Source organism: Vreelandella jeotgali Hwa (genome assembly GCF_000334215.1).
Lineage (GTDB): Bacteria > Pseudomonadota > Gammaproteobacteria > Pseudomonadales > Halomonadaceae > Vreelandella > Vreelandella jeotgali.
This window is the reverse complement of record NZ_AMQY01000001.1, coordinates 1-20,264: the sequence shown is the minus strand read 5'-3', so window position 1 is coordinate 20,264 and position 20,264 is coordinate 1. Positions and strand designations below refer to the sequence as shown.

Sequence of the window (20,264 nt, the reverse complement as noted above, 5' to 3'; positions counted from 1 at the left end):
CATGATCTGTCGACAAGGTGGCGTATATGAAGCCTGACCAACTCCAGGAGGGGCTCCAAAAAGTCTTTTTTTCGGAAGGCCACCGCCTGGTTTTCTGGTACGACGCCGCCGAGAGCTTTGTTGATGCTCTGGACGAACTCGCGCTGGACGGGGTGCAGGTACTCAATATGGAGGGTCAGTCTACCTTCGGCGTGAAGCTTCGCCTGGAGCTGGACGAGCCGGATGTGCCCACGCTGTTGTACTTCCCCTATGCCGAGCCGGCGCCGGAGAATGATTGGCTGCTTGATATCAAGCTGTATGCCGGCCGCTTCGATGCTGAGCCTACGTCACTGATGTTCAACGAGCTGGGCCTTGCGCGACACGCACTGCGCGAGCATCTGGCGCAGCGCAAGGTGTTTTTGAATGCCAAAAGCCGCTTCGCCGCGCTCAAGCGGCTGGTGACACCGGAGCTGGATGAGGACGGGGTGGATCTCGTTATGTGTGCGGCGGTCGTGGGCGCGCCCACGGCAGACGTGGCGACGCTGCTGTTTCACCTGGCCGACGAGGCGGTGAAGGAAGACGCCGGGCTTGAGAATAATCCGTCTTCATTGGACGCGATGGCCAAATACGGACTGGTGCCGAGCCTGGTGCGGGCGCTGCAGCTGGAGGTGGGCTACCCGGCAAGCGACGCTGAGCTTTCCGGCGAGGCCACGTTGGCATTTGGCCCGCTGATGCTGCGCCTGCTGACCACCGGCTACTGCGAGAGCATTGCGGATATTCCCGACTGGGCACAACGCCATGCCATTGCCTCGGTGAATGCTCGGGCGACGTCGCGGGCGCTACTCTCGCGCTGGCGGGATAGCTCGCGCTTTTATCCGGCGTTCGATGTGATCTCCGGCTGGGTGGCCGAGGCGCTACGGATAGAAGACAAGATCCGTGAGGTGCCGCTGGAGCAGTTGGCCGACGTCGCCACGTTTGAGGCGGTTGAAAAGCGGCTTATCGTGGAGCTTTGCCAGGCGATCCCAAACGCAGACGGGCGTGCGCTGGAGACGTTTCGTGACGTTATCGCCAAGCGGCTGGACGGCTATTGGGCATCGCGGCATAAAAACGACGAGCGCCGCCAGTTCTATCGTCAGCTGTACGCCGCACTGACCGCCGCTATTGAGCTGTTTTCGCTGCGCCAAAAGCATGCTGATGGGTTTCATTATTCAAGCGTCGAGGCGCTGTATCAGGCGTATTGCGATGAGCTGTACCGCTTTGATACCGCTTATCGCCACTACGCCGTGGCGTCTGACAGCGCCGGCGTAGAGCTGCTCAAGCCGCTTGATGACGCCGTGGAGCATTGTTATGAGACGTGGTTTTTGGGCCAGCTGACTCGTAACTGGAGCGAGCGCATCGACGCCGAAGACCGGCTGCGCGACTGGAAGCTGCCGCGTATTCCCCACCAGCAGCACTTTTACCGCGATACCGTCAGCCCGCACTTGGACGCCCACCGTAATAAGCGGCTGGTGGTGATCATCAGCGATGCCTTCCGCTATGAAGCTGCCGAAGAGCTGCGCGAGCGTATCAACGCCAAGCGCTATAGCAAAGCCACCTTGAGCACCCAGCTAGGCGTGGTGCCCAGCTACACTACGTTGGGGATGGCTTCCTTGCTGCCTCACCGTGAGCTTGAATATCAGCCGGGTAGCGATAGCGTGCTGGTGGATGGCAAATCGAGCCAGGGCACCGACAACCGCAGCCAACGCTTGAATGAGGCCGTGGGTGGGCAGGCCCTCGCGGTCACCGCCGAGAAGCTCAAGGGCTGGTCTCGGGATCAGGGCCGCGAAGCGCTCAAGGGGATTCAACTGGTCTACGTCTACCACAACGTCATCGATGCTCGGGGGGACACCGCCAGCACCGAGAGCGAGACCTTTGCCGCCGTGGAGGACGCCATTGAAGAGCTGGACTCGCTGACGCGCAAGGTGCTGATGCACTTCAATACCAGCACCGTGCTGGTCACGGCCGACCACGGTTTCCTGTTTCAGCGCAGCACGCTGGACGACAGCGACCGGACTTGCCTGAATGAAAAGCCCAGCGGCACGTTCAAGAGCAAAAAGCGCTACGTATTGGGCGCGAATTTACCGGATAACCCCAGCGTATGGCATGGCCGCACTCAACAGACAGCGGGTACTTCCTGTGCGACCGAATTCTGGATTCCCAAGGGTGCGCATCGTTTTCACTTCGTCGGCGGCGCGCGGTTTGTTCACGGCGGCATCATGCCTCAGGAAATCGCCGTGCCGGTGCTGACCGTCAAGCAGCTACGCGGTGAAAAAGTCGAGAAGCGTACCCGCCGCAAAGTCGATGTGATTTCGCCCAAGGCATCGCTGAAAATGGTCAACAACATTCAGCGCTTTGAGCTGTTGCAGACCGAAGCCGTCAACGAGCAGCTGAAACCCATCACGCTGGCCGTGGCGATTTTTGCGGACAATGAAATGGTCTCCAGTGAGGAAACGCTGACCTTTGATAGTACCAGCGACAACATGAATGAGCGGATGAAAGCCGCGCGTCTGTCGCTTTCGGGCACCGATTTTGACCGCCAGCGCGACTATTTTCTGGTGCTGCGTGACAAGGACCTGGGCACCGAGCTGGAGCGTTACCGTGTGGTGATTGACTTGGCGTTTACCGATGACTTCTTTTGAGTCGACGGCCAAGCGCAGCCATTGCCCGGTGCTGATACCCTGTAGCGAGCGTATGGAGGCATCCAGGAGGGCAACCTCGGGGAACAGGTAGAGCATGGACAGTATGATGGAGAATGTAGCGTGACGTTGGGTACCGACCATGAACCGCAGGCGGAGGCAGCTTTACCCGCCGATCAGGAGAGCGACCTCGATGCGCTGCTCAACAGCCATTTTGCCGGCCGGGTGGTGCGCAAGGATCTGACCCAGCGGGTCAAGGAAGGCGCCAACGTGCCGGTATATGTGCTGGAGTATCTGCTTGGCATGTACTGCGCGTCTGACGATCCTGAGGTGATTGACCAGGGGCTGGACAACGTCAAGCAAATCCTCGCCGATAACTACGTGCGCCCTGACGAAGCCGAGAAGATCAAGTCGCTGGTGCGTGAGCGCGGCAGCTATAAAGTCATCGACCGGGTCGCAGTGCGCCTGAACGATAAAAAGGACCGCTACGAGGCCGCCTTCGGTAACCTGGGCATCAAGGACGCCGAGATTTCTGCGGGCATCGTCAAGGAGCACGAAAAGCTGCTGGTCGGCGGTATCTGGGTGATAGCCACCCTGAGCTATTACCATGAAGAAGGGCAGAATGGCTCACCGTTTGGCGTGAGCCAGCTCAAGCCCATCCAGATGCCGCACATGAACATGGATGAGCTTTTTGACGGGCGTCGCGCCTTTACCACTCAGCAGTGGCGCGAGGGGCTGATGCGCGCTATCGGCATGGAGCCAGCGGAGTTGGATGCCGAAGTCCAGTGGCACCTGCTGGCGCGGATGATTCCGTTTGTCGAGAACAACTACAACGTCTGCGAGCTGGGTCCGCGCGGGACCGGCAAGAGCCATATCTATAAGGAATGTTCGCCCAACAGCATTCTGGTCTCCGGCGGCCAAAGCACGGTGGCCAACCTGTTCTATAACATGAGCACGCGGCGCATTGGCCTGGTAGGCATGTGGGATCTGGTGGCCTTTGACGAGGTGGCGGGTATCTCGTTCAAGGACAACGACGGCGTGCAGATCATGAAAGATTACATGGCGTCAGGGTCTTTCGCCCGGGGCCGAGAGCAGATGGAAGCGTCGGCATCCATGGTGTTTGTCGGCAACATCAACCAGAGCGTGGAGTCGCTGGTCAAAACCAGCCACCTGCTGACGCCGTTCCCCGAGGCGATGATCGACGCCGCGTTCTTTGACCGCTTTCATGCTTATATTCCCGGCTGGGAAATCCCCAAGATGCGGCCGTCGTTTTTCACCCAGCGCTACGGGTTCATCGTCGACTACCTGGCCGAATACTTCCGCGAGATGCGCCGCCGCAGCTTTGCCGATGCCATTGATGTCTACTTCCGCCTGGGCGACAACCTCAACCAGCGCGACGTGATTGCCGTGCGCAAGACGGTATCCGGGCTGCTCAAGCTGCTGTTTCCGCACGGTGAGTACCAAAAAGACGATGTGCGCGATTGCCTGGAGTATGCCCTGCAGGTACGCCGCCGCATCAAGGAGCAGCTGAAAAAGATCGGCGGCATGGAGTTTTACGACGTTCACTTTAGCTACATCGACAAGGACACCCTGGAAGAGCACTTTGTCTCGGTTAAGGAGCAAGGCGGCGGCGGACTGATTCCCGATGGGTTGGGCAACCCCGGCGTGATACATACCATCGGGCTCAGCGAGAAAGGCATGCCCGGGGTGTACCGCATCGAAATGCAGGTCACCGCCGGCAGCGGCAAGCTCGCCATGTCAGGCCTGGGCAGCTCCATGGAGGCCAAGGAACAGGTCAAATTGGCGTTCGACTATTTCAAGGCCAACGCCGGGCGCATCAGCGGCTCGCGCAAAGTGCTGGAGCATGACTTCCACCTGCACGTGGTCGATCTGCAAAACACCGGCACGCTGCGCGAATTGTCGTTGGCAAGCCTGGTGGCGTTTTCTTCGGCGCTGCTGGGCAAGCCCACGCAAAGTCAGATGGTCGTTCTCGGCGACATGAGCCTGGGCGGCAACCTCAAGAAGGTCGACAACCTGGCGGAATGCCTGCAGGTCGCGTTTGACGCCGGCGGCAAGCGCGTCACTTTGCCCATGGCCAGCGCCGCAGACATCGCCACGATTCCGGCCGAGCTGTTCACCAAGTTTCAGACCAGCTTTTACTCGGAGCCGGTGGACGCCGTGGTGAAGGCGCTGGGGGTGGAGTAGCCGAGCCTCACCAGGTAAGGCTCAACTGCAACATCCACTGCTGCGTCAATATTATTCTCGGCGCCGCTAATCAAGAGACATGATCATGAGTATCGAACCTGAACTGATTCAGAGCCCCTTGGGGCAAACCATCACACGCGATGGTCATACCCTGCAGGTGGATATATACCGCCTCGAAGAAGAGGTCGCCTGGGTTTTGGAAGTTATCAATGAGGACGGCACCTCGCACGTATGGGATGACCGATTTCCCACTGACCAGGCTGCCCTGGACGCAGTGCACGAAGCAATTGACGATGAAGGCGTTGTCGGCTTCCTGGACTGATTCCGGGGCTTGTATGAGGGCGATTTTAGCCCCTTTTAGCCATGGGCTTTCTGACTGACCATTAAATCACCGTGATGGCACCCATCACGGAGCCCTCACATCCTCCTCCATCAGGTCCGCTGACACGACTGGGCTGGCGGGGACATATTGATCAGGCCTGACCAACAACGCTCGGCTGGAAGATATGAATGGCTTGTTACAGGGGGGGGGCGATCAAGCGCACAAGGCTACCGGAATGAGGCCAACTTCATCGCTATGATTTACCTGAACGGTAGTCCTGATCAACCACCTGTTGCGCTGCTTCCAGACGAAACTCCGGGTCAAAATTTCTTTTCCTGGTCATTCTGTCCACCTGATTTTTTCTCTGTGAGTGATCATACACTCAAAACCAGCTGGCCAAATTCACTATGCCACTATACTCCCTATCGGTTAGCGGCGGGAAGTGGGCATACATTAGTGAATGATTTTACTTTACCGCGAAGTAAAAAAGCGGGTTATCATCGCTGGCATGGCCGATGTGTTTTGAGCCAGCAAATGTGCTCGATGCTGCCACAGACTGACTATCGCCGGGGCAATGTTGACAGCATCAAGGTAGGCCCAGAGCCCCGCCGGATGGATATCCGATGGTGTTTCCGCGTAGGGCATGGGGTGGTTGGCCAGCCAGCGGTATACTTGCGCGGCGCTTTGACCATAGCAGACGGGAAACAGCACCGCGCTGGGCGGCAGCTCCATATCAAGCGCCAGTAACATGGCATTGACCTCATGGTCGCAGGCCAGGTGCCAGCAATGAGGATTATCAACCAGCGGTGCCGTCAGGTGTCCGGCCAAGCAATGCCAAAGCAGATGCAACTGTAAAAACCGGCGATCCTCATCGGTTAGCGTCGCGCTGTAGACTGGGCAAAAGAACAAGTGGCGGCCGTCAGTGCTCGTGGTAAATCCCTGGCCGTTTTCCAGTGGCGTAAGCGTTAAGCACTCAGCAAGCTCTGCTATTACCGGGAAGTGATCGTGCCAAAGCGTGCGATCCTCGCGCCATTTCGATAGTTCCTGTTGAGTTTTCTCAGATAGACAGGGCTCGACAAAAGAGAGCGTATCCGGTGAAAAAGCGGTGTCAGCCATGTCCGAGTGCCTCCAAAAGAGTGACATGGCTGCATCATGCATGGCTAATGCGACAGATCAGGTCGCATAGTGACATTAACGCCCCAGCAGGCGGCCAAGCAGCCCGCTGGCCTGCTGGTGTTCCAGCGCGTTGCTATCGCACTTGGGGCAGCGCTCTGGCATATCACCTGGCAGCATCACATCGCTACGCGGCGCCACCCGTTTCTGCCAGCGGCAGCGAGGGCAGTAGACGATAAATGGCGTAGGGCGGATGGGCATGGTAAATCCTTGATATAAAAGTGTTATACGATGATTTTCGACCACGCAAGAAAGAGGGGTATCCATCTTTATATCAGAAGTACTTTTATTGCTAGGCCTGCGGCTTACCTGTGCCGATAACGCCATTACACGCTACAGATGCGACAAATTATGTCGTGTAACTGTCAGGTCCCGTGTGATTAACGACTCGTTTGGTAAATAACTCAGGACACTGGCTCTGCCATTCCTTCATCGCGGTAATCGGCGATTGATGGTGCAGCGCTTTCTGCGAGATATGATGATTGTACAGCCACGCATAGCGTTTGAGCGTCTGCTCCAGGTCTTCGCCTGAGGTATAACGTCGAGTCGCCAGAACATCGCTGATACGACCGTTGAAGCGTTCTACCATACCGTTTGTTTGTGGGCGCCCCGGCTTGATCAAGCGGTGTTCGATACCGTGGGCCTGGCACTCCTGATCGAAGGCATGGCGACCGCTGGGCTTGCGCTCACCGGCCCGTGTGAAACGATCGGTGAACGATTTGCCATTGTCCGTCAGAACCGTCCGTATGGTGAAGGGGGCCTTGTCTTCCACTTGCTTCATGAACGCTCGCGCATCTCCGGCAGACTGGCTGTTTCTGATCTCCAGATACACCCATCGCGTAGCTCGGTCGATAGCCACGTACAAGTAGCGCTTCTGCTGCTCGTCAGGCATCTGGGGCAGGTGCTTGATATCGATGTGCACATAGCCTGGCTCATAGTCCTTGAACGGCTTGTGCCGAGGCTTCTCATCCTCCCCCGTATCCTGCCGTGCCAGCTCAGTAAGCGTGGCTACCTCGCGTCGCTTGAGCATGCGGTGAAGACCGGAGCGCGACAGCCGTGGATTGAGGAACTCACGTGCCACTACCAGCAAGTCATCGAGGCCGAGACGCAGGAAGGTACGAGCAGCGATCAGTACTTCCTCCTGCTCGGTCGTTAGCGTCGTCAGGAGGTTGTGCCGTGTATGGGACCGGTCATGAACATCATCTCGGTACCGCCAACGGCGTATCGTCGAATCGCCAACACCGTACTGGCGCGCCAACTCGCTATCACTGATGCTGGCGGGCGCTGCCTGGATTTCGGCACGGATCTTCGGTGTCGTCGTGGCTTGTTTATGCAGCTTGATGTCCATGTCTCTGCTCCCGGATGAACTGCTGTAGAAGCTCTCTTGCTATCAGCAGAGGATAACTTCTATCACTCACTTGATCATCAGGGACCCCACAGGTTTTGGGTGCCGCATGATTAATTACGCGCTATTGGATACATCCCCTGCTGTTCACTTGCAGTGTTGGGCCTTGCGATGACACAAGTGGTGGAGTGCCGGGATTTTTTCTTCAGGATCTACTAGAATCGTTTTTGTCAGATATGCCGGGGTTCCAATCGTTTCTAAGGCGCAATAATCATTTTGAGCACTATAACAGGTAATGAAATCGGTTATTCTTGGCTGGCGGCACATTACAAGGTGCAAACCATCCAGCCGCTCCCCGTGGAAAGCTGTATCGGGCGCAGGCGCCAGACTCATCAACAAGCTGGACGTCGCGAGGAATTTTATCCGGAAGCTATGCGCCCTCAACCTTTGCTTAGCGCGCACCTAACGTTTGCGTTGAAGCATGAAGGAGTAGCGCTGGAGTTTCTGGCAAGATTGTTTGCGCTTGTACCACCAGAGGTGCTTGCGGAATGGATATGTTCTGAACCTACAGGTCGGTATGCCCGGCGTGCTGGTTTTTTTTACGAGTGGCTGACCGGTAAGACCCTGTTAGTTGAGGGTGTTGACGGTAACTATTGTGATGCCCTGGATCCCGGGTTTTACGTTACTGCGGTCACCGGTGTGCATCGCAACCGTCGTTGGCGGATTAATAACAACCTGCCGGGGAGTCCTGAGTACTGCCCCCTTGTTCGACGTACAGCACCATTGCTGGAAGCCGGCCAGTACGCCATCGCTGATAGACTCGCAGCGATGGAGGTTGAGTTCGGGCCAGATATCATTCGTCGCAGCGCTGTGTGGCTCACCATTAAAGAGAGTCGTGCCAGTTTTGTGATTGAGCACGAAGGGCAACACCAGGATCGCATACGCCGGTTCGCCTCTGCCATTGAGCGTTATTGTGGGCGTTTGGAATCGCCCCTCAGTGAAAGTGCTCTTAAGGAGTTTCAGTCGGCGATTCTGGGTACTACGACGGTTCGGACGGGCTTGCGGCAGTCTCCGGTTTTCGTCGGAAGTAGCTCGATTGAGTATGGCCCGATCGTACATTACGTTTGCCCCCACTGGGAGTGGTTGCCAGGCATGCTGAAAGGGCTGCAGCATTTTCTGGCACACACTGATGCGCAAGATGCAGTGGTGCGCGCTGCTGTGGCAAGTTTTGGATTTGTATTTATTCACCCGCTGGCCGATGGCAATGGTCGAATCTCCCGTTTTCTGGTGAATGACACCCTTCGCCATGATGGGGTGATGCCTGAACCCTTCATTTTGCCGGTCTCAGCGGCGATAACTTCTTCAGCGGTAAGGCGCGCCGAGTATGACCAAATACTTGAGCGCTACTCCAGGTCATTGATGTCGGCTTGCCGTGATTCGGCCAACTTCAGCCATGAGCGTGTGTTGTATGGAGATGGTATTGAATCGGACTTTGTTTTTGATGCCTATGACGAAGCGGCGCCGTTCTGGCGCTACCCGGACCTGACTGAGCAATCGGAATACCTGTTTGCAATCATTCGCCACACTCTGGAACACGAGATGCGCCATCAAGCAGCCTTGCAGCAGGCATGGTATCGCACGCGGGAGGCGGTCAAGGATTGGGTAGAAGGCCCTGATCATCACATCGATCGAATAATCAGGTCGATACGCCAGCATGGCCGAGTGAGTGGAAAATTGACGAAAGAGTTTCCGGTGATAGTGGAGGCTGGCCTGGCATCTGAATTAGCGCAGGTGGTGGCTGAGGGATTTGCTGATCTTCCAGATGCTCCTTAGGTTTTTGTGAACGTATTTTGCCTGATCCATGATGCTCAATATGTAGTGGCATAGTGAATTTGGCCAGCTGATCAACCGGAATCTTACAACTGCCACAGGCGGTCCTTGATCCTGAGCGGACCGCCTGTGGCATACCTTTTTAGCTCTCGGCATTCCGCTGACGAACCAGGCTATCGATCCATTCATCAACTTCTTGCTCCACCCACGCTTTGCTACGCGTGCCGATGCTGACAGGCGGAGGAAAATCCCCCGCCTCCATGAGCCGGTAGAGTCCCGAACGGCTAAGCGCGCATTTTTGCAGAACTTCGGGCTGTCGCAGTAGGGCCATGTGACCTCCTAATAGATGGATGTTTCTCGGCATACATCAGTTAATAAGGGGCGCGCTGAGATTTTTTGCCCTACTGCATAAAAATTTTTTCAATTTGACTGGAACCGCAACGCTATGAAGGGCTCGAAAAACGCTTGGGAAAACGCCAAATCTGCTTCATATAGGCTCGCGTGAGCAGTGGTTTCAAACGTCAATGAGCCGGAACCTGCCATTAGACCTTCAGCAGATGAGGCCGTGCTACCAGGCGCAGCGTCATTAGCTGGCGGCGCCATGTCGGGGCCCGATGGCTGTATGTCAGCTGACGCGGCTACAGAAACTTTCGCCAGATTTTTACCCGGCTGGAAGCCTTTTTCCGCGGACATTCAGCAGCGCATTTCCGACAGCGGATTTGTTGAAGCTGAGCCGGTGGGAGCTGGCGCGCTGGGTAGTGCTGCCGACGTAGACGACGCCGGAGCGCACCATAAGTAATCTCAAGCGCCAAGGCAGCACATAGCCTCCTATGATCCTGGTGTTGGTCGCCATGCTGGCGCCAACGGCGGCGGATGCGGGCATGCTGACGTAGCCACGACATGGCGCGAGGCGACGCAGAACGCGCATCGGTCGGCAGAGCAACGCTGGAGCCACGAAGCGGTGCGGCTAGCAGGGCAGGCGGTCGGCTGTTGGGATCTCACTCACACAGCGGCGCAAAGCACGCTACGCATGGAAAAACTCTTCGAGACGCAGTATGCGGAGCTGGTTAACCGCGTGCTATTTGGTGAGACGTTGGAAGCCCAGGATCTGCTGGGCCACAAGGGTAGCGAGACCCCGGCGTAAAAAGCCGAGCGCGCCGGCCGTGAAGCTGCAGCTAGGCGAGTCGAGGCTTGGGTATGCCCCGCGCCATGAATGCAGAGGAAGGACTCTGAAGTGCTAAATAATTATGCGGGCCTCAAAATTTAGGCCGATGATGGGTCTACTAAGTTCTCCAAATAATCAGCCCAGGCCTGCAGCATCTCCCGCCGCTGATCGAGATATTTGGTACGGTTGTAGGCGCGTCCGTTAGCGTCTTTCACGGTATGCGCCAGCTGCTGCTCAATAATGTGCTCTGGAAAATTTAGCTGCTCGGCTAAGATAGTACGTGCCATGGCGCGAAAGCCGTGGGCGGTCATCTCGCCCTTGAACCCCATTCTATCTAATGCGGCTTTCAGCGTAGCGTTGCTCATTGGGCGCTGATCGCTACGTGCCCCGGGAAAAACAAATTCTGAACGCCCGGTGAGGCCGTGAAGGTCTCGTAGGATTTTTACTGCCTGCGTTGGGAGGGGCACGATAAGAGGCTGCCCTGTTTTGCTCACATGGAAAGACCAGGTTTCTTTTTCCAGATCAAAGTCAGCCCATTTCGCCTGCCGTAATTCCCCCGGCCGAGTGAAAACCAGCGGCGCTATTTTGAGAGCGGCAATGGTCGCAGGTTGGCCACCGTAGCCTTCTATGGCGCGTAACAGGACAGCGACTTCTTCTGGATCAGTAATCGCAGCATGATGCCGCGTATTGCTTGATCGGAGAGCATCACGCAAGTCTGGAGTTGGGTCACGCTCCGCTCGTCCTGTGGCAATGCCGTATCGGAATATTTGGCCGCACAATGTTTTTACGCGATGGGCAGTCTCAATGTGGCCGCGTGCTTCGATGCGACGCAGGCAATCCAGCAGTTCGGGCGGCGTGATCTTGGCCAGCGGGCGCTTGCCGATAATCGGAAAAGCGTCACGTTCCAGCCGGCGTTTGTTGCGCATGTAATGTGCGGGCACCACATCGTGCTGATGAACCTGCTCAAGCCATTCCATGCCAACAGCGCCAAAAGTGTTGGCTGATGCATCTACACCTTGCTGGTGAGCAATGCGCTTGGCCGTGCTGGGGTCTATATCTTCAGCGAGCTGGCGTTTTGCATCGTCGCGGACTTCGCGTGCCGATGCCAGCGATACGTTTGGATATACGCCGATAGACAGACGCTTTTCCTTACCGCCGTAGCGATACTTCATGCGCCAGTACTTGCTGCCGGTTTTAGCTACCTCCAAGTATAGGCCACCACCGTCGGGCATCCTGTAGATTTTTTCCTGGGGCTTGGCTGCCTTGATGGCCGTAGCCGTTAGCTTATTAATTTGGCGACTCATTGGGGGCACCTTGGGGCGAATTTTGGCTTATGCCCCCAAGGGAAAGCAGGTCTTGGCACAAAGCGCATGGGCGTTAAGCCCGTGGTTCTGGGCTTTGTGCCTTTTACTTCCATTTGGGGGCATCAGCATATTGATCTCGACGTTATGCCCCCATTTATGCCCCCAGGCAGGTGGGGTGTCAAGAATCATTTTGGGACGTCCAGACACAAGAAAGGGGCCCGGAGGCCCCTGTTCATGCGGTTTGTGGAACGTTTTGGTGCTTCCTGAAACCTGATGTTGGTGGAGGCGGCGGGAATTGAACCCGCGTCCGCCAGCACTCGCCCATTGGCTCTACATGCTTAGATGACGTCTTTTGTTTTAACGCGGCTAACTCCGACGATCAGGATTCAGTCACGCGAGCCTTCTTCGATTTAACAGTCGACGTGAAGACGCCGCCGACTGCGGTCCTGTCACTTTTAGCTCGTATCTCCGCCGCCATGAACAGGCACATGGCTTTGGAGCCGGACAAGAAGCTAGCAGTTTTTACGCTGCCAGCGCGCCCTGAGCGTAGTTTTCGTCGTTTGCGACTATTTTTCGTGATGTTGGATTTACGAGATACATCACGCTCTCGGCATGCACCGCAGGGGTTGTCACCGGCGTCGAGACCATGTCGCCCCCTTAGCGTTCGAGCAGTGTAACGTGCTCACTCCTCATTGACCAGCTAGCCCTTGTTTTGTTCCCGCATAATGCGGCCTTTTTGCCGCTGCCAGTCGCGGTCCTTTTCGGTGGCGCGCTTGTCGTGCTGTTTCTTGCCCGTCACCAGCGCCAGCTCACACTTGACCAGATTGCGTTTCCAGTACAGCTTTAACGGTACACAGGTATGCCCCTTGTCCTGGGTTTTGGAAAATATCTTGGCGATTTCCTTACGGTGTAGCAGTAGCTTGCGGGTGCGCGTGGGGTCGGCAATTTCATGGGTGCTGGCGGTGTTGAGCGGCATGATGTGGCTGCCCAGCAGCCAGGCTTCGCCACGGCGCACCAGAATATAGGTGTCGGTGAGTTGGGCCTTGCCGGCACGCAGGCTTTTGATCTCCCAGCCGGCCAGCGCGAGTCCGGCTTCGAACGTCTCGTTGATGTGATATTCAAAACGCGCTTTTCTATTCTGGGCAATAACGTTGTTGCCCGGCCCCTTTTTGGTCTTTCCCTTCTTTGCGGCCATGTCACCTCGTCATTGATCTGTCGGTGGCTTCTTCGCGGAGCGAAGAGGCGTGATACCATTTCGGTGAAATTGTCCCGATAATACGCCTTGAGCACTGTGAAGTCAGCGGAGAGGTCAATGCCAACCGTGAATCGTTCCGCCCTGGTGCGGCATACTCCCCAGCAAATGTTCGAGCTGGTGAACGACTTTGAGCAATACCCGCAGTTTTTACCCGGCTGTCGGCGGGCGCGTCTGGTCGAGCGCGATGAGGTTCACCTGGTGGGCGAAATGACACTGGGTCGTGCCGGGGTCGAGCAGACGATTACCACGCACAATGACCTTTATACGCCCGAGCGCATCGAAATGTCGCTGGTCAAGGGGCCGTTCAAGCGCCTCAAGGGGCGCTGGCAGTTCATTCCCGTGGATGACACTACCTGCCGGGTCAGTCTGGAGATGGAGTTCGAGTTTGCCAACCGGCTGTTGAGCATGGCGTTTGGCAAGCTGTTTCAGCAGATCGCGGGCCAGCTGGTCGACTCCTTCACCCGTCGTGCCGACGAGCTTTACGGCCGTTAACCGCATAAGGTCAGCACAGACCGCAGCGAGAGTCATTCACAAACAAGGAGTGATGCGTTGATTGTGGAAGTGGCCATGGCGATGCCGAACAAGCAGCAGTTGGCCAGGCTGGAGGTGGCGTCCGACACCACGGCAACGCAAGCGGTTGCCCAGGCCGATCTGCCGAGCCTGTTTCCGGAGCTGCCCGCGAGCCTGTTCCAGCAGCTGGAGCTGGGGATATTTGGCAAGGTCCTGCGCCATCCGCAGGGTTACCGGCTGCAGGATGGCGACCGGGTGGAAGTTTATCGGCCGCTCATCATTGATCCCAAGGATGCCAGGCGACACCGCGCTCGGCGTCAACGAGGCGGTTAGCAAAAAGCCGCGTAAACCCTCGCCCAATGCGGGCGGGGATATAAGCGGGCAGTGCAACAGCACTGCTACGGGGTTGCGTTACCCGGTAGTGCCATCTATACTGAATGTATATGCAGTCATGCCGAGCGTTGTGATGTTGAAAGCCGTTAAAGTACGCATCTACCCCACCGCTGAGCAGGCCGATTGGCTCAATCGCCAGTTCGGATCGGTGCGCTTTGTGTACAATGCCGGCCTTCGCATCATGTCCCATCGCTACAAGCGTCACGGCCAGTCGTTGAACGCCAGGCACGACATCAAGAAGCTGCTGCCGGTGGCCAAAAAATCGCGTAAATACGGCTGGCTGACAGAGTCGGATTCGATAGCGCTCCAGCAGGCGTGCCTTCATCTCGACCAGGCGTTTCAGCGCTTTTTCGACCCCAAACAAAAAGCCGGTTATCCGCGTTTCAAAAGCAAGCGGGGTCGGCAGTCGAGTTACCACTGCGTCGGCGTTAACAGCGGCGACAACTGGATCAGGGTGCCGAAGATTAAAGCCATCAAGGCGCGTATTCACCGCCCGATGGACGGCAAGCTCAAGAGCATCACGCTGTCGCGCACCGTCACCGGCAAGCATTACGCCGCGCTGCTGTTTGAAACCGAACAGGCAGCACCGGCCCCGCTCAAGGCCGTCGATGCAGCCGGCGTTGTCGGCCTCGACATGGGCTTGTCGCACCTCGCCATCGACTCGAACGGTCACAAGATCGCCAATCCGCGTTTCCTCAAGCAGGCGCAGCGGAACCTCAAGCGCAAACAACAGGCGCTGTCGCGCAAGCAGAAAGGCAGTGCGAATCGGGCCAAAGCCCGCCTGCTTGTGGCCAGGGCACACGAGCGGGTCGTTAATGCCCGCAAGGACTTCCAGCACAAACTGTCCCGACAGATCGTTGACGATAACCAAGCGGTGATCGTCGAGACGCTGAAAGTCAAGAACATGATGAAAAATGCCAGGCTCGCCAGACACATTGGCGATGCGTCCTGGCATGCCTTGATCGAAAAGTTGGCATACAAGGCCGAGGAAAAGGGCAAGCACCTGGTCAAACTTGATCAATGGTTCCCCGGTTCCAAAACCTGCCATGTGTGCCAACACAAAAGCGACACCATGCTGCTAAACATCCGGTCGTGGGCGTGCCCCGCCTGTCATACACGCCATGATCGAGACATCAACGCAGCGCTGAATATCAAACATCAGGGCATTGTGCAGTTAAAGACGGCAGGGCTGTCCGTCTCTGCCCATTGAGGCTCGCGTAAAGCCGGCACATTGCCGGTAGCAGCCGTTGACGTGGGAAGCCCCGCCCGTGGCGCAGCAGCGCTCAGGGCGGGGAGCAGTCACCGTCGATTGCCGGGGGTGCTCGCCGGGCCGGCATCGGGCGTAGGTGCCCGCGGGTTCTGTGCAGGACCTGCCTGGATCGGATCGTTGCCTTCGCTGGCGCCGGGCGTATTGTTGACATCCAGCGGCAGCTCTTCGTCGATATCGCCTTCTTTCTCGATATCGGTCAGCTGCCCGCGATCGTTGAAGGTGAGTGTTACCCGTCGGGTTTCAACGCCGCCGTAGGCCTTGTCCAGCCGGAAGACGTAGTCCCATTCGCGATCATCAAAGGGAGCTTCCAGCAACGGGGTGCCCATAACCCGGTTGACCTGCTGTTTGGCCATGCCGAGATGCAGCTGCTCGACCATATCCTGGGTGATCAGGTTGCCCTGAGGAATGTCGCGTTTGTATACCCCCAAAGTGCTGCAGCCGCCTACGGCGGTCAGGGTTACGGAGAGGGCGATGATTCTCGTCAGTTTTTGCATTTGCGCCTGTTCTTCACTATCGTGGTTTCGGTCGATCATACCCGACCTAACCTGTTACTGCGAAGAGTGACGATGGCCGATCAGAATCATGAATTGCGTAAAGCCGGGCTGAAAGTGACCCTGCCGCGGGTGAAAATCCTGCAGATTCTCGAAAATGCTTCGGGACAGCATCATCTCAGCGCTGAAGAGGTTTACAAGACGCTGATTGATGCCGGCGAAGACGTTGGCCTGGCCACCGTTTATCGTGTGTTGACTCAATTCGAGTCGGCGGGTCTTGTCATCCGTCATAATTTCGACGGTGGACACGCGGTGTTCGAGATGACCCAGGAAGAACACCATGACCACATGGTGTGTCTGGACAGCGGCGAAATCATTGAATTTGTCGATGACGTTATCGAACGCCGGCAACAGGAAATCGCAGAAGAAAACGGCTTTGAGCTTGTCGATCACGCCCTGGTGCTATACGTGCGCCCTCGCCGCCAGCAGGCTGACGCAAAAGAAGTCACGTCAGGCCAAAACCCCGACAGTTAGCAGGATGCACGCAAGCGCATCATGAGCATCGGCAGGCAATACGCCTGCCGTTTTTGTATGTGTGTTTCATGTATTCCGCGGTCGGTGTTCGCTGACGGCATTCCACAGTGCCTGGAGTCGCGGCCGTTTCAGGCGCCGATTGAGAACACAGAGGCCGACATCGTAGTGGGGCAGCTCAGGCTTGACGTGGAGTACCCGAACGCGATCGGCCAGCGGGCTGTTGTCCAGCACAATCCTTGGCACTACTCCAATACCGAACCCCAGCCCGACCATGCTGACAATGGCTTCGTGGCCAGCGACTTGTGCATAAATCCGCGGCGATATGCCCAGCGCCTTGAACCAGGTATCCGCGTATTCCCGCGACAGGCCGGCCTCGGACAGGATCATGGGCACATCGCGCCACTGATCGGCAGTCGAGCTTTCGGGGGCCGCAGGAAGCCACGCCGGTGGCTCATCCGGAGCGATAAAAAGAAGCGGCGAGCGGGTCAGTGACTTGAAGGCCAGCGTCGGCGGGGGCGTGCGCGGCCTGGGCGTGATGGCCATGTCATCGTCACCGGATAATACACGGGTCATGGCGTTGGCCGGGTCGCCGGTGTGAAGCCTGAATTCGATGCCGGGATAGCAGAGGCGAAAGTCACTGAGCAGCGTGTAGAGGAAACTATAGCTGGCGGTAACAGAGCAGTAGATGCTGATGGAGCCGGTCAGGCGTGCCGTGTCATCGGCGAGAGTGCGTTTGATGCTATCCCACTGCTCCAGCGCATCGCGGGCATAGCGCTGAAACTGAAGGCCTTGCCGAGTGAGGGTGACGTGACGATTATCGCGCTCGAACAGCGTGGTAGCGAGTGTGTCTTCCAGTTGTCGGATGGCGCGACTCAGCGTTGAAGAGCTGACGTGGCAGCGTTCGCTGGCGCGACCATAGTGCAGCGTATCGGCGAGTGTCAGAAAGTAGTGAAACAGGCGGAAGTCCATTGGCGGCCTCATGTTGCAATATTTGCAATGTTATATTGCAAATATAGCGTTTTACGCAATAGTCACGATGGCGTAGAGTCATGGCCATCTCATGCCCCGCGCCTGGATGCCGGGGCTGCTGGTAACGGCGGCAATGTCCTGTCTGTTATTCAAGGAGCCATTGCCTTACTTGATGTCTGCTGGAGTGCTCAATCATGCGCGTTTTTTACGATAAAGACTGTGACCTTTCTCTTGTTCAATCCAGGAAAGTGGCTATCGTCGGCTATGGGTCTCAGGGCCATGCCCACGCCAACAACCTGAAAGAGTCCGGGGTGGATGTGACCGTCGCGTTGCGTGAAGGCTCTGCATCCGCTGCCAAGGCTGAAGCCGCCGGGCTCAAGGTGGCCACCGTCGCCGAGGCGTGCAAGACGGCCGATGTTGTGATGATGCTGGCGCCCGACGAAAACCAGAAAGCCATCTACGAAAACGAGATGGCTCCCCATCTGAAGGAAGGCGCAACGCTGGCCTTTGCCCACGGTTTCAACGTCCACTATAACCAGATCGAAGCGCGCAAGGATCTGGACGTGGTCATGATTGCGCCCAAGGCACCGGGCCATACCGTACGCAGTGAGTTTGTCCGTGGCGGCGGTATTCCTGATCTGGTGGCTATCCATCAGGACGCATCGGGTAATGCCAAGGAGCTGTCATTGTCCTATGCCGCCGGTATCGGCGGTGGTCGTAGCGGTATTATCGAAACCACCTTCCAGGATGAAACCGAGACGGATCTGTTCGGCGAGCAGGCTGTGCTTTGCGGCGGCACCGTTGAGCTGGTAAGGGCCGGTTTCGAGACGCTGACCGAAGCGGGTTACGCGCCGGAAATGGCTTATTTCGAATGCCTCCACGAGCTCAAGCTGATCGTTGACCTGATGTATGAAGGCGGCGTGGCCAACATGAACTACTCCATCTCCAATAACGCGGAGTATGGCGAATACGTGACCGGCCCGAAGATTATCAACGAGCAGTCCCGGGCGGCCATGCGCAGTGCGCTGAAGGATATTCAGACCGGTGAATATGCCAAAATGTTTATTAACGAAGGTGAAACCAACTATCCGTCCATGACCGCGCGTCGTCGTCTCAATGCCGAGCACGAGATGGAAAAGGTTGGTGCCCGGCTGCGCGGCATGATGCCCTGGATTGCGGCTAACCAGCTGGTTGATAAAGAGAAAAACTAGGCAGAGCGGCATCGCCTGCCACAGACAACGTCGCTTCGGCGCGTTGAGCAGAGGCGCGCCCGGCTGTTGGCCGGGCGCGCCTTTTTTGTATGTAATGAGCGTCAGTAAGACGCGCCTGGTGGAGGACATGCTGCCACCATGTAAAATGAGGCGGAGTAACAGGCCGTTTAATGTCAGTTGAAGACCGCTTTCGACCTGAAAGCCCTTCACGATTCATCAGGATATGAGCTATGACGCAGGATACTCGTGATGCCGCGCCCTCTTCGGCATCTGAGACGCAGGGTGCGGATGCAGATAGCCATCGCCAGGAAGACCTGGCCGCTACCTTCATGCGCGAAACCGATGTGATCGAGGAGTCCATGGAAGGGGGTGAAACCGTTCGCCGGAAAGGCATCTACCTGCTGCCCAACCTGTTTACCACATCAGCGCTTTTCTCCGGCTTTTTTGCCGTGGTAGCAGGCATCAACGGCGATTTTTCGGCAGCGGCCATTGCGATTTTCATTGCCATGGTCCTTGATGGCTTGGATGGGCGCGTCGCGCGCATGACCAATACGCAAAGCGAGTTTGGCGCCGAGTACGACAGCCTGGCCGATATGCTTTCCTTCGGCATGGCGCCGGCGCTGGTCGCATTTACCTGGATTCTGCAGGATATCGGCAAGACCGGCTGGGTTGTGGCGTTTCTGTATGTGGCCTGTGCGGCCTTGCGCCTGGCGCGCTTCAACGTGCAGATTGGCAGTGTGGACAAAAGGTGGTTCATCGGTCTCCCCAGCCCTTCTGCCGCTGCCCTGATTGCCGCAAGTGTCTGGACATTCAACAGCTTTGATGCCAATGAAATCGGTTTCAAGCTGCTGATGCTGTGCGTCGTGGCGGCCTCCGGTATTCTGATGGTGAGCAATATCCGCTACTACAGCTTCAAGGATATTGATTTCAAAAAGCCCGTGCCTTTTGTTGTCCTGCTGGCGGTCGTGCTGGGCTTCGTGATGATATCCGTTGAGCCTTCGGCCATGCTGTTGCTGCTTTTCGGTGCTTATGTGGTGTCGGGGCCGGCCCAGGCTGTTTGGCGTAAGCTGAGGCCGGGCCGTTAATAGGCAGGTCTTCCCTTGCCAAATCCCCGTTCAGGCTTTACTATGACCCTTCGCTGCCGGCGATGCCCCGCGTTGCCGGCGGTGCAGGGCCCGAAAAGGCCTTGTCTGTCAGTCGGTTACGCGATGTCTTGGTTTGGTTTTATTTCGGCATCGTCGTTGACAGGAACATCAAGGGGTGTAGAATACGCCCTCCTCGCAGCCGACACGGCCCGCGAGACGCTCTTTAACAAGTTGATCAGGTAATTCATGTGGGCGCTTGCCGGCGTGGGTGACAAATCACCCAATATCAAGGCAAGCGACTCGTCAGGATTCGGTGTGCTGCTGTTTTCAGCAGGCATGGAATCCGTTTGAGATACGTTTGAAACCTTGAGCCAGGTTTGGTGCAGCTTATGCACTATATGATTGTAAACTGAAGAGTTTGATCATGGCTCAGATTGAACGCTGGCGGCAGGCCTAACACATGCAAGTCGAGCGGAAACGACACCTTCGGGTGGGCGTCGAGCGGCGGACGGGTGAGTAACGCATGGGAATCTGCCCGGTCGTGGGGG

The 20,264-nt window shown here is 57.0% G+C and carries 18 protein-coding genes, 1 rRNA gene and 1 other RNA gene; 11 read left to right on the top strand and 9 right to left on the bottom strand.

What is annotated here, in order from left to right:
- The first annotated feature begins 26 nt into the window (after positions 1-26).
- The 3 genes from pglZ (at position 27) to C793_RS0100090 (ending at position 5,181) form a co-directional block, all read left to right on the top strand.
- On the top strand, positions 27-2,657 hold the full coding sequence (gene pglZ / locus C793_RS0100100) for a BREX-1 system phosphatase PglZ type A (protein WP_017428903.1): 2,631 nt from the start codon (positions 27-29) through the stop codon (positions 2,655-2,657).
- Between the two features lie 120 nt (positions 2,658-2,777).
- Positions 2,778-4,859, top strand: coding sequence for a protease Lon-related BREX system protein BrxL (brxL, locus tag C793_RS0100095; RefSeq protein ID WP_017428902.1), 2,082 nt, complete (start codon positions 2,778-2,780; stop codon positions 4,857-4,859).
- A gap of 85 nt (positions 4,860-4,944) precedes the next feature.
- Positions 4,945-5,181, top strand: coding sequence for a hypothetical protein (locus C793_RS0100090; protein WP_017428901.1), 237 nt, complete (start codon positions 4,945-4,947; stop codon positions 5,179-5,181).
- Positions 5,182-5,652: 471 nt separating this feature from the next.
- Here C793_RS0100090 and C793_RS13180 read toward each other — a convergent pair whose 3' ends face one another.
- From C793_RS13180 to C793_RS0100075, 3 genes are all read right to left on the bottom strand, one after another.
- A complete protein-coding gene (locus tag C793_RS13180; protein ID WP_051038312.1) occupies positions 5,653-6,297 on the bottom strand; it encodes a DUF2201 family putative metallopeptidase in 645 nt (214 codons plus the stop codon).
- A 75-nt stretch (positions 6,298-6,372) separates the two neighbouring features.
- Positions 6,373-6,555, bottom strand: coding sequence for a hypothetical protein (locus C793_RS0100080; RefSeq protein ID WP_017428899.1), 183 nt, complete (start codon positions 6,553-6,555; stop codon positions 6,373-6,375).
- A 148-nt stretch (positions 6,556-6,703) separates the two neighbouring features.
- The gene (locus C793_RS0100075) at positions 6,704-7,702 is read right to left on the bottom strand and encodes an IS481 family transposase (RefSeq protein ID WP_017428898.1); all 999 of its coding nucleotides are present in this window, start codon (positions 7,700-7,702) and stop codon (positions 6,704-6,706) included.
- A 273-nt stretch (positions 7,703-7,975) separates the two neighbouring features.
- On the opposite strand from C793_RS0100075, the gene C793_RS0100070 reads away from it, so the two are divergent.
- On the top strand, positions 7,976-9,532 hold the full coding sequence (locus C793_RS0100070; RefSeq protein ID WP_083871859.1) for a Fic family protein: 1,557 nt from the start codon (positions 7,976-7,978) through the stop codon (positions 9,530-9,532).
- A gap of 139 nt (positions 9,533-9,671) precedes the next feature.
- On the opposite strand, the gene C793_RS0100065 is transcribed toward C793_RS0100070, so the two are convergent.
- The 4 genes from C793_RS0100065 to smpB all read right to left on the bottom strand — a co-directional run bounded on the left by C793_RS0100065 (position 9,672) and on the right by smpB (position 13,193).
- On the bottom strand, positions 9,672-9,860 hold the full coding sequence (locus C793_RS0100065) for an AlpA family transcriptional regulator (RefSeq protein ID WP_017428896.1): 189 nt from the start codon (positions 9,858-9,860) through the stop codon (positions 9,672-9,674).
- Positions 9,861-10,792: 932 nt separating this feature from the next.
- Positions 10,793-11,998: a tyrosine-type recombinase/integrase gene (locus C793_RS0100055; RefSeq protein WP_017428894.1), complete on the bottom strand. Its 1,206-nt coding sequence runs from the start codon at positions 11,996-11,998 to the stop codon at positions 10,793-10,795.
- 277 nt (positions 11,999-12,275) lie between these two features.
- Positions 12,276-12,655: a transfer-messenger RNA gene (gene ssrA, locus C793_RS14145) on the bottom strand.
- 43 nt (positions 12,656-12,698) lie between these two features.
- A complete protein-coding gene (gene smpB, locus C793_RS0100050; protein ID WP_017428893.1) occupies positions 12,699-13,193 on the bottom strand; it encodes an SsrA-binding protein SmpB in 495 nt (164 codons plus the stop codon).
- Positions 13,194-13,310: 117 nt separating this feature from the next.
- Between smpB and C793_RS0100045 the strand changes: the two genes are divergently transcribed.
- From C793_RS0100045 to C793_RS0100035, 3 genes are all read left to right on the top strand, one after another.
- Complete coding sequence (locus C793_RS0100045; protein ID WP_017428892.1) at positions 13,311-13,745, top strand: type II toxin-antitoxin system RatA family toxin; 435 nt, start codon at positions 13,311-13,313, stop codon at positions 13,743-13,745.
- 75 nt (positions 13,746-13,820) lie between these two features.
- Entirely contained in the window at positions 13,821-14,096 is a 276-nt protein-coding gene (locus C793_RS0100040) for an RnfH family protein (protein ID WP_040475165.1), read from the top strand.
- Positions 14,056-15,366 (top strand): RNA-guided endonuclease InsQ/TnpB family protein, encoded by a 1,311-nt coding sequence (locus C793_RS0100035; protein WP_245550171.1) that lies wholly within the window; start codon positions 14,056-14,058, stop codon positions 15,364-15,366. Before C793_RS0100040 ends, C793_RS0100035 begins: the two co-directional genes overlap by 41 nt.
- A gap of 89 nt (positions 15,367-15,455) precedes the next feature.
- On the opposite strand, the gene C793_RS0100030 is transcribed toward C793_RS0100035, so the two are convergent.
- Positions 15,456-15,959 carry an outer membrane protein assembly factor BamE domain-containing protein gene (locus C793_RS0100030; protein WP_017428889.1) on the bottom strand — a complete coding sequence of 168 codons (504 nt, stop codon included), beginning with the start codon at positions 15,957-15,959 and terminating at the stop codon, positions 15,456-15,458.
- A gap of 33 nt (positions 15,960-15,992) precedes the next feature.
- Between C793_RS0100030 and fur the strand changes: the two genes are divergently transcribed.
- Positions 15,993-16,451, top strand: coding sequence for a ferric iron uptake transcriptional regulator (fur, locus tag C793_RS0100025; RefSeq protein ID WP_017428888.1), 459 nt, complete (start codon positions 15,993-15,995; stop codon positions 16,449-16,451).
- 66 nt (positions 16,452-16,517) lie between these two features.
- On the opposite strand, the gene ilvY is transcribed toward fur, so the two are convergent.
- Positions 16,518-17,420, bottom strand: a complete 903-nt coding sequence (gene ilvY / locus C793_RS0100020; RefSeq protein ID WP_017428887.1) for an HTH-type transcriptional activator IlvY — start codon at positions 17,418-17,420, stop codon at positions 16,518-16,520.
- Positions 17,421-17,614: 194 nt separating this feature from the next.
- On the opposite strand from ilvY, the gene ilvC reads away from it, so the two are divergent.
- The 3 genes from ilvC to C793_RS0100005 all read left to right on the top strand — a co-directional run.
- Entirely contained in the window at positions 17,615-18,631 is a 1,017-nt protein-coding gene (ilvC, locus tag C793_RS0100015; RefSeq protein WP_017428886.1) for a ketol-acid reductoisomerase, read from the top strand.
- Between the two features lie 230 nt (positions 18,632-18,861).
- Positions 18,862-19,716, top strand: a complete 855-nt coding sequence (pssA, locus tag C793_RS0100010; protein ID WP_017428885.1) for a CDP-diacylglycerol--serine O-phosphatidyltransferase — start codon at positions 18,862-18,864, stop codon at positions 19,714-19,716.
- A gap of 406 nt (positions 19,717-20,122) precedes the next feature.
- Positions 20,123-20,264 (top strand): 16S ribosomal RNA (locus C793_RS0100005); the annotation flags it as partial.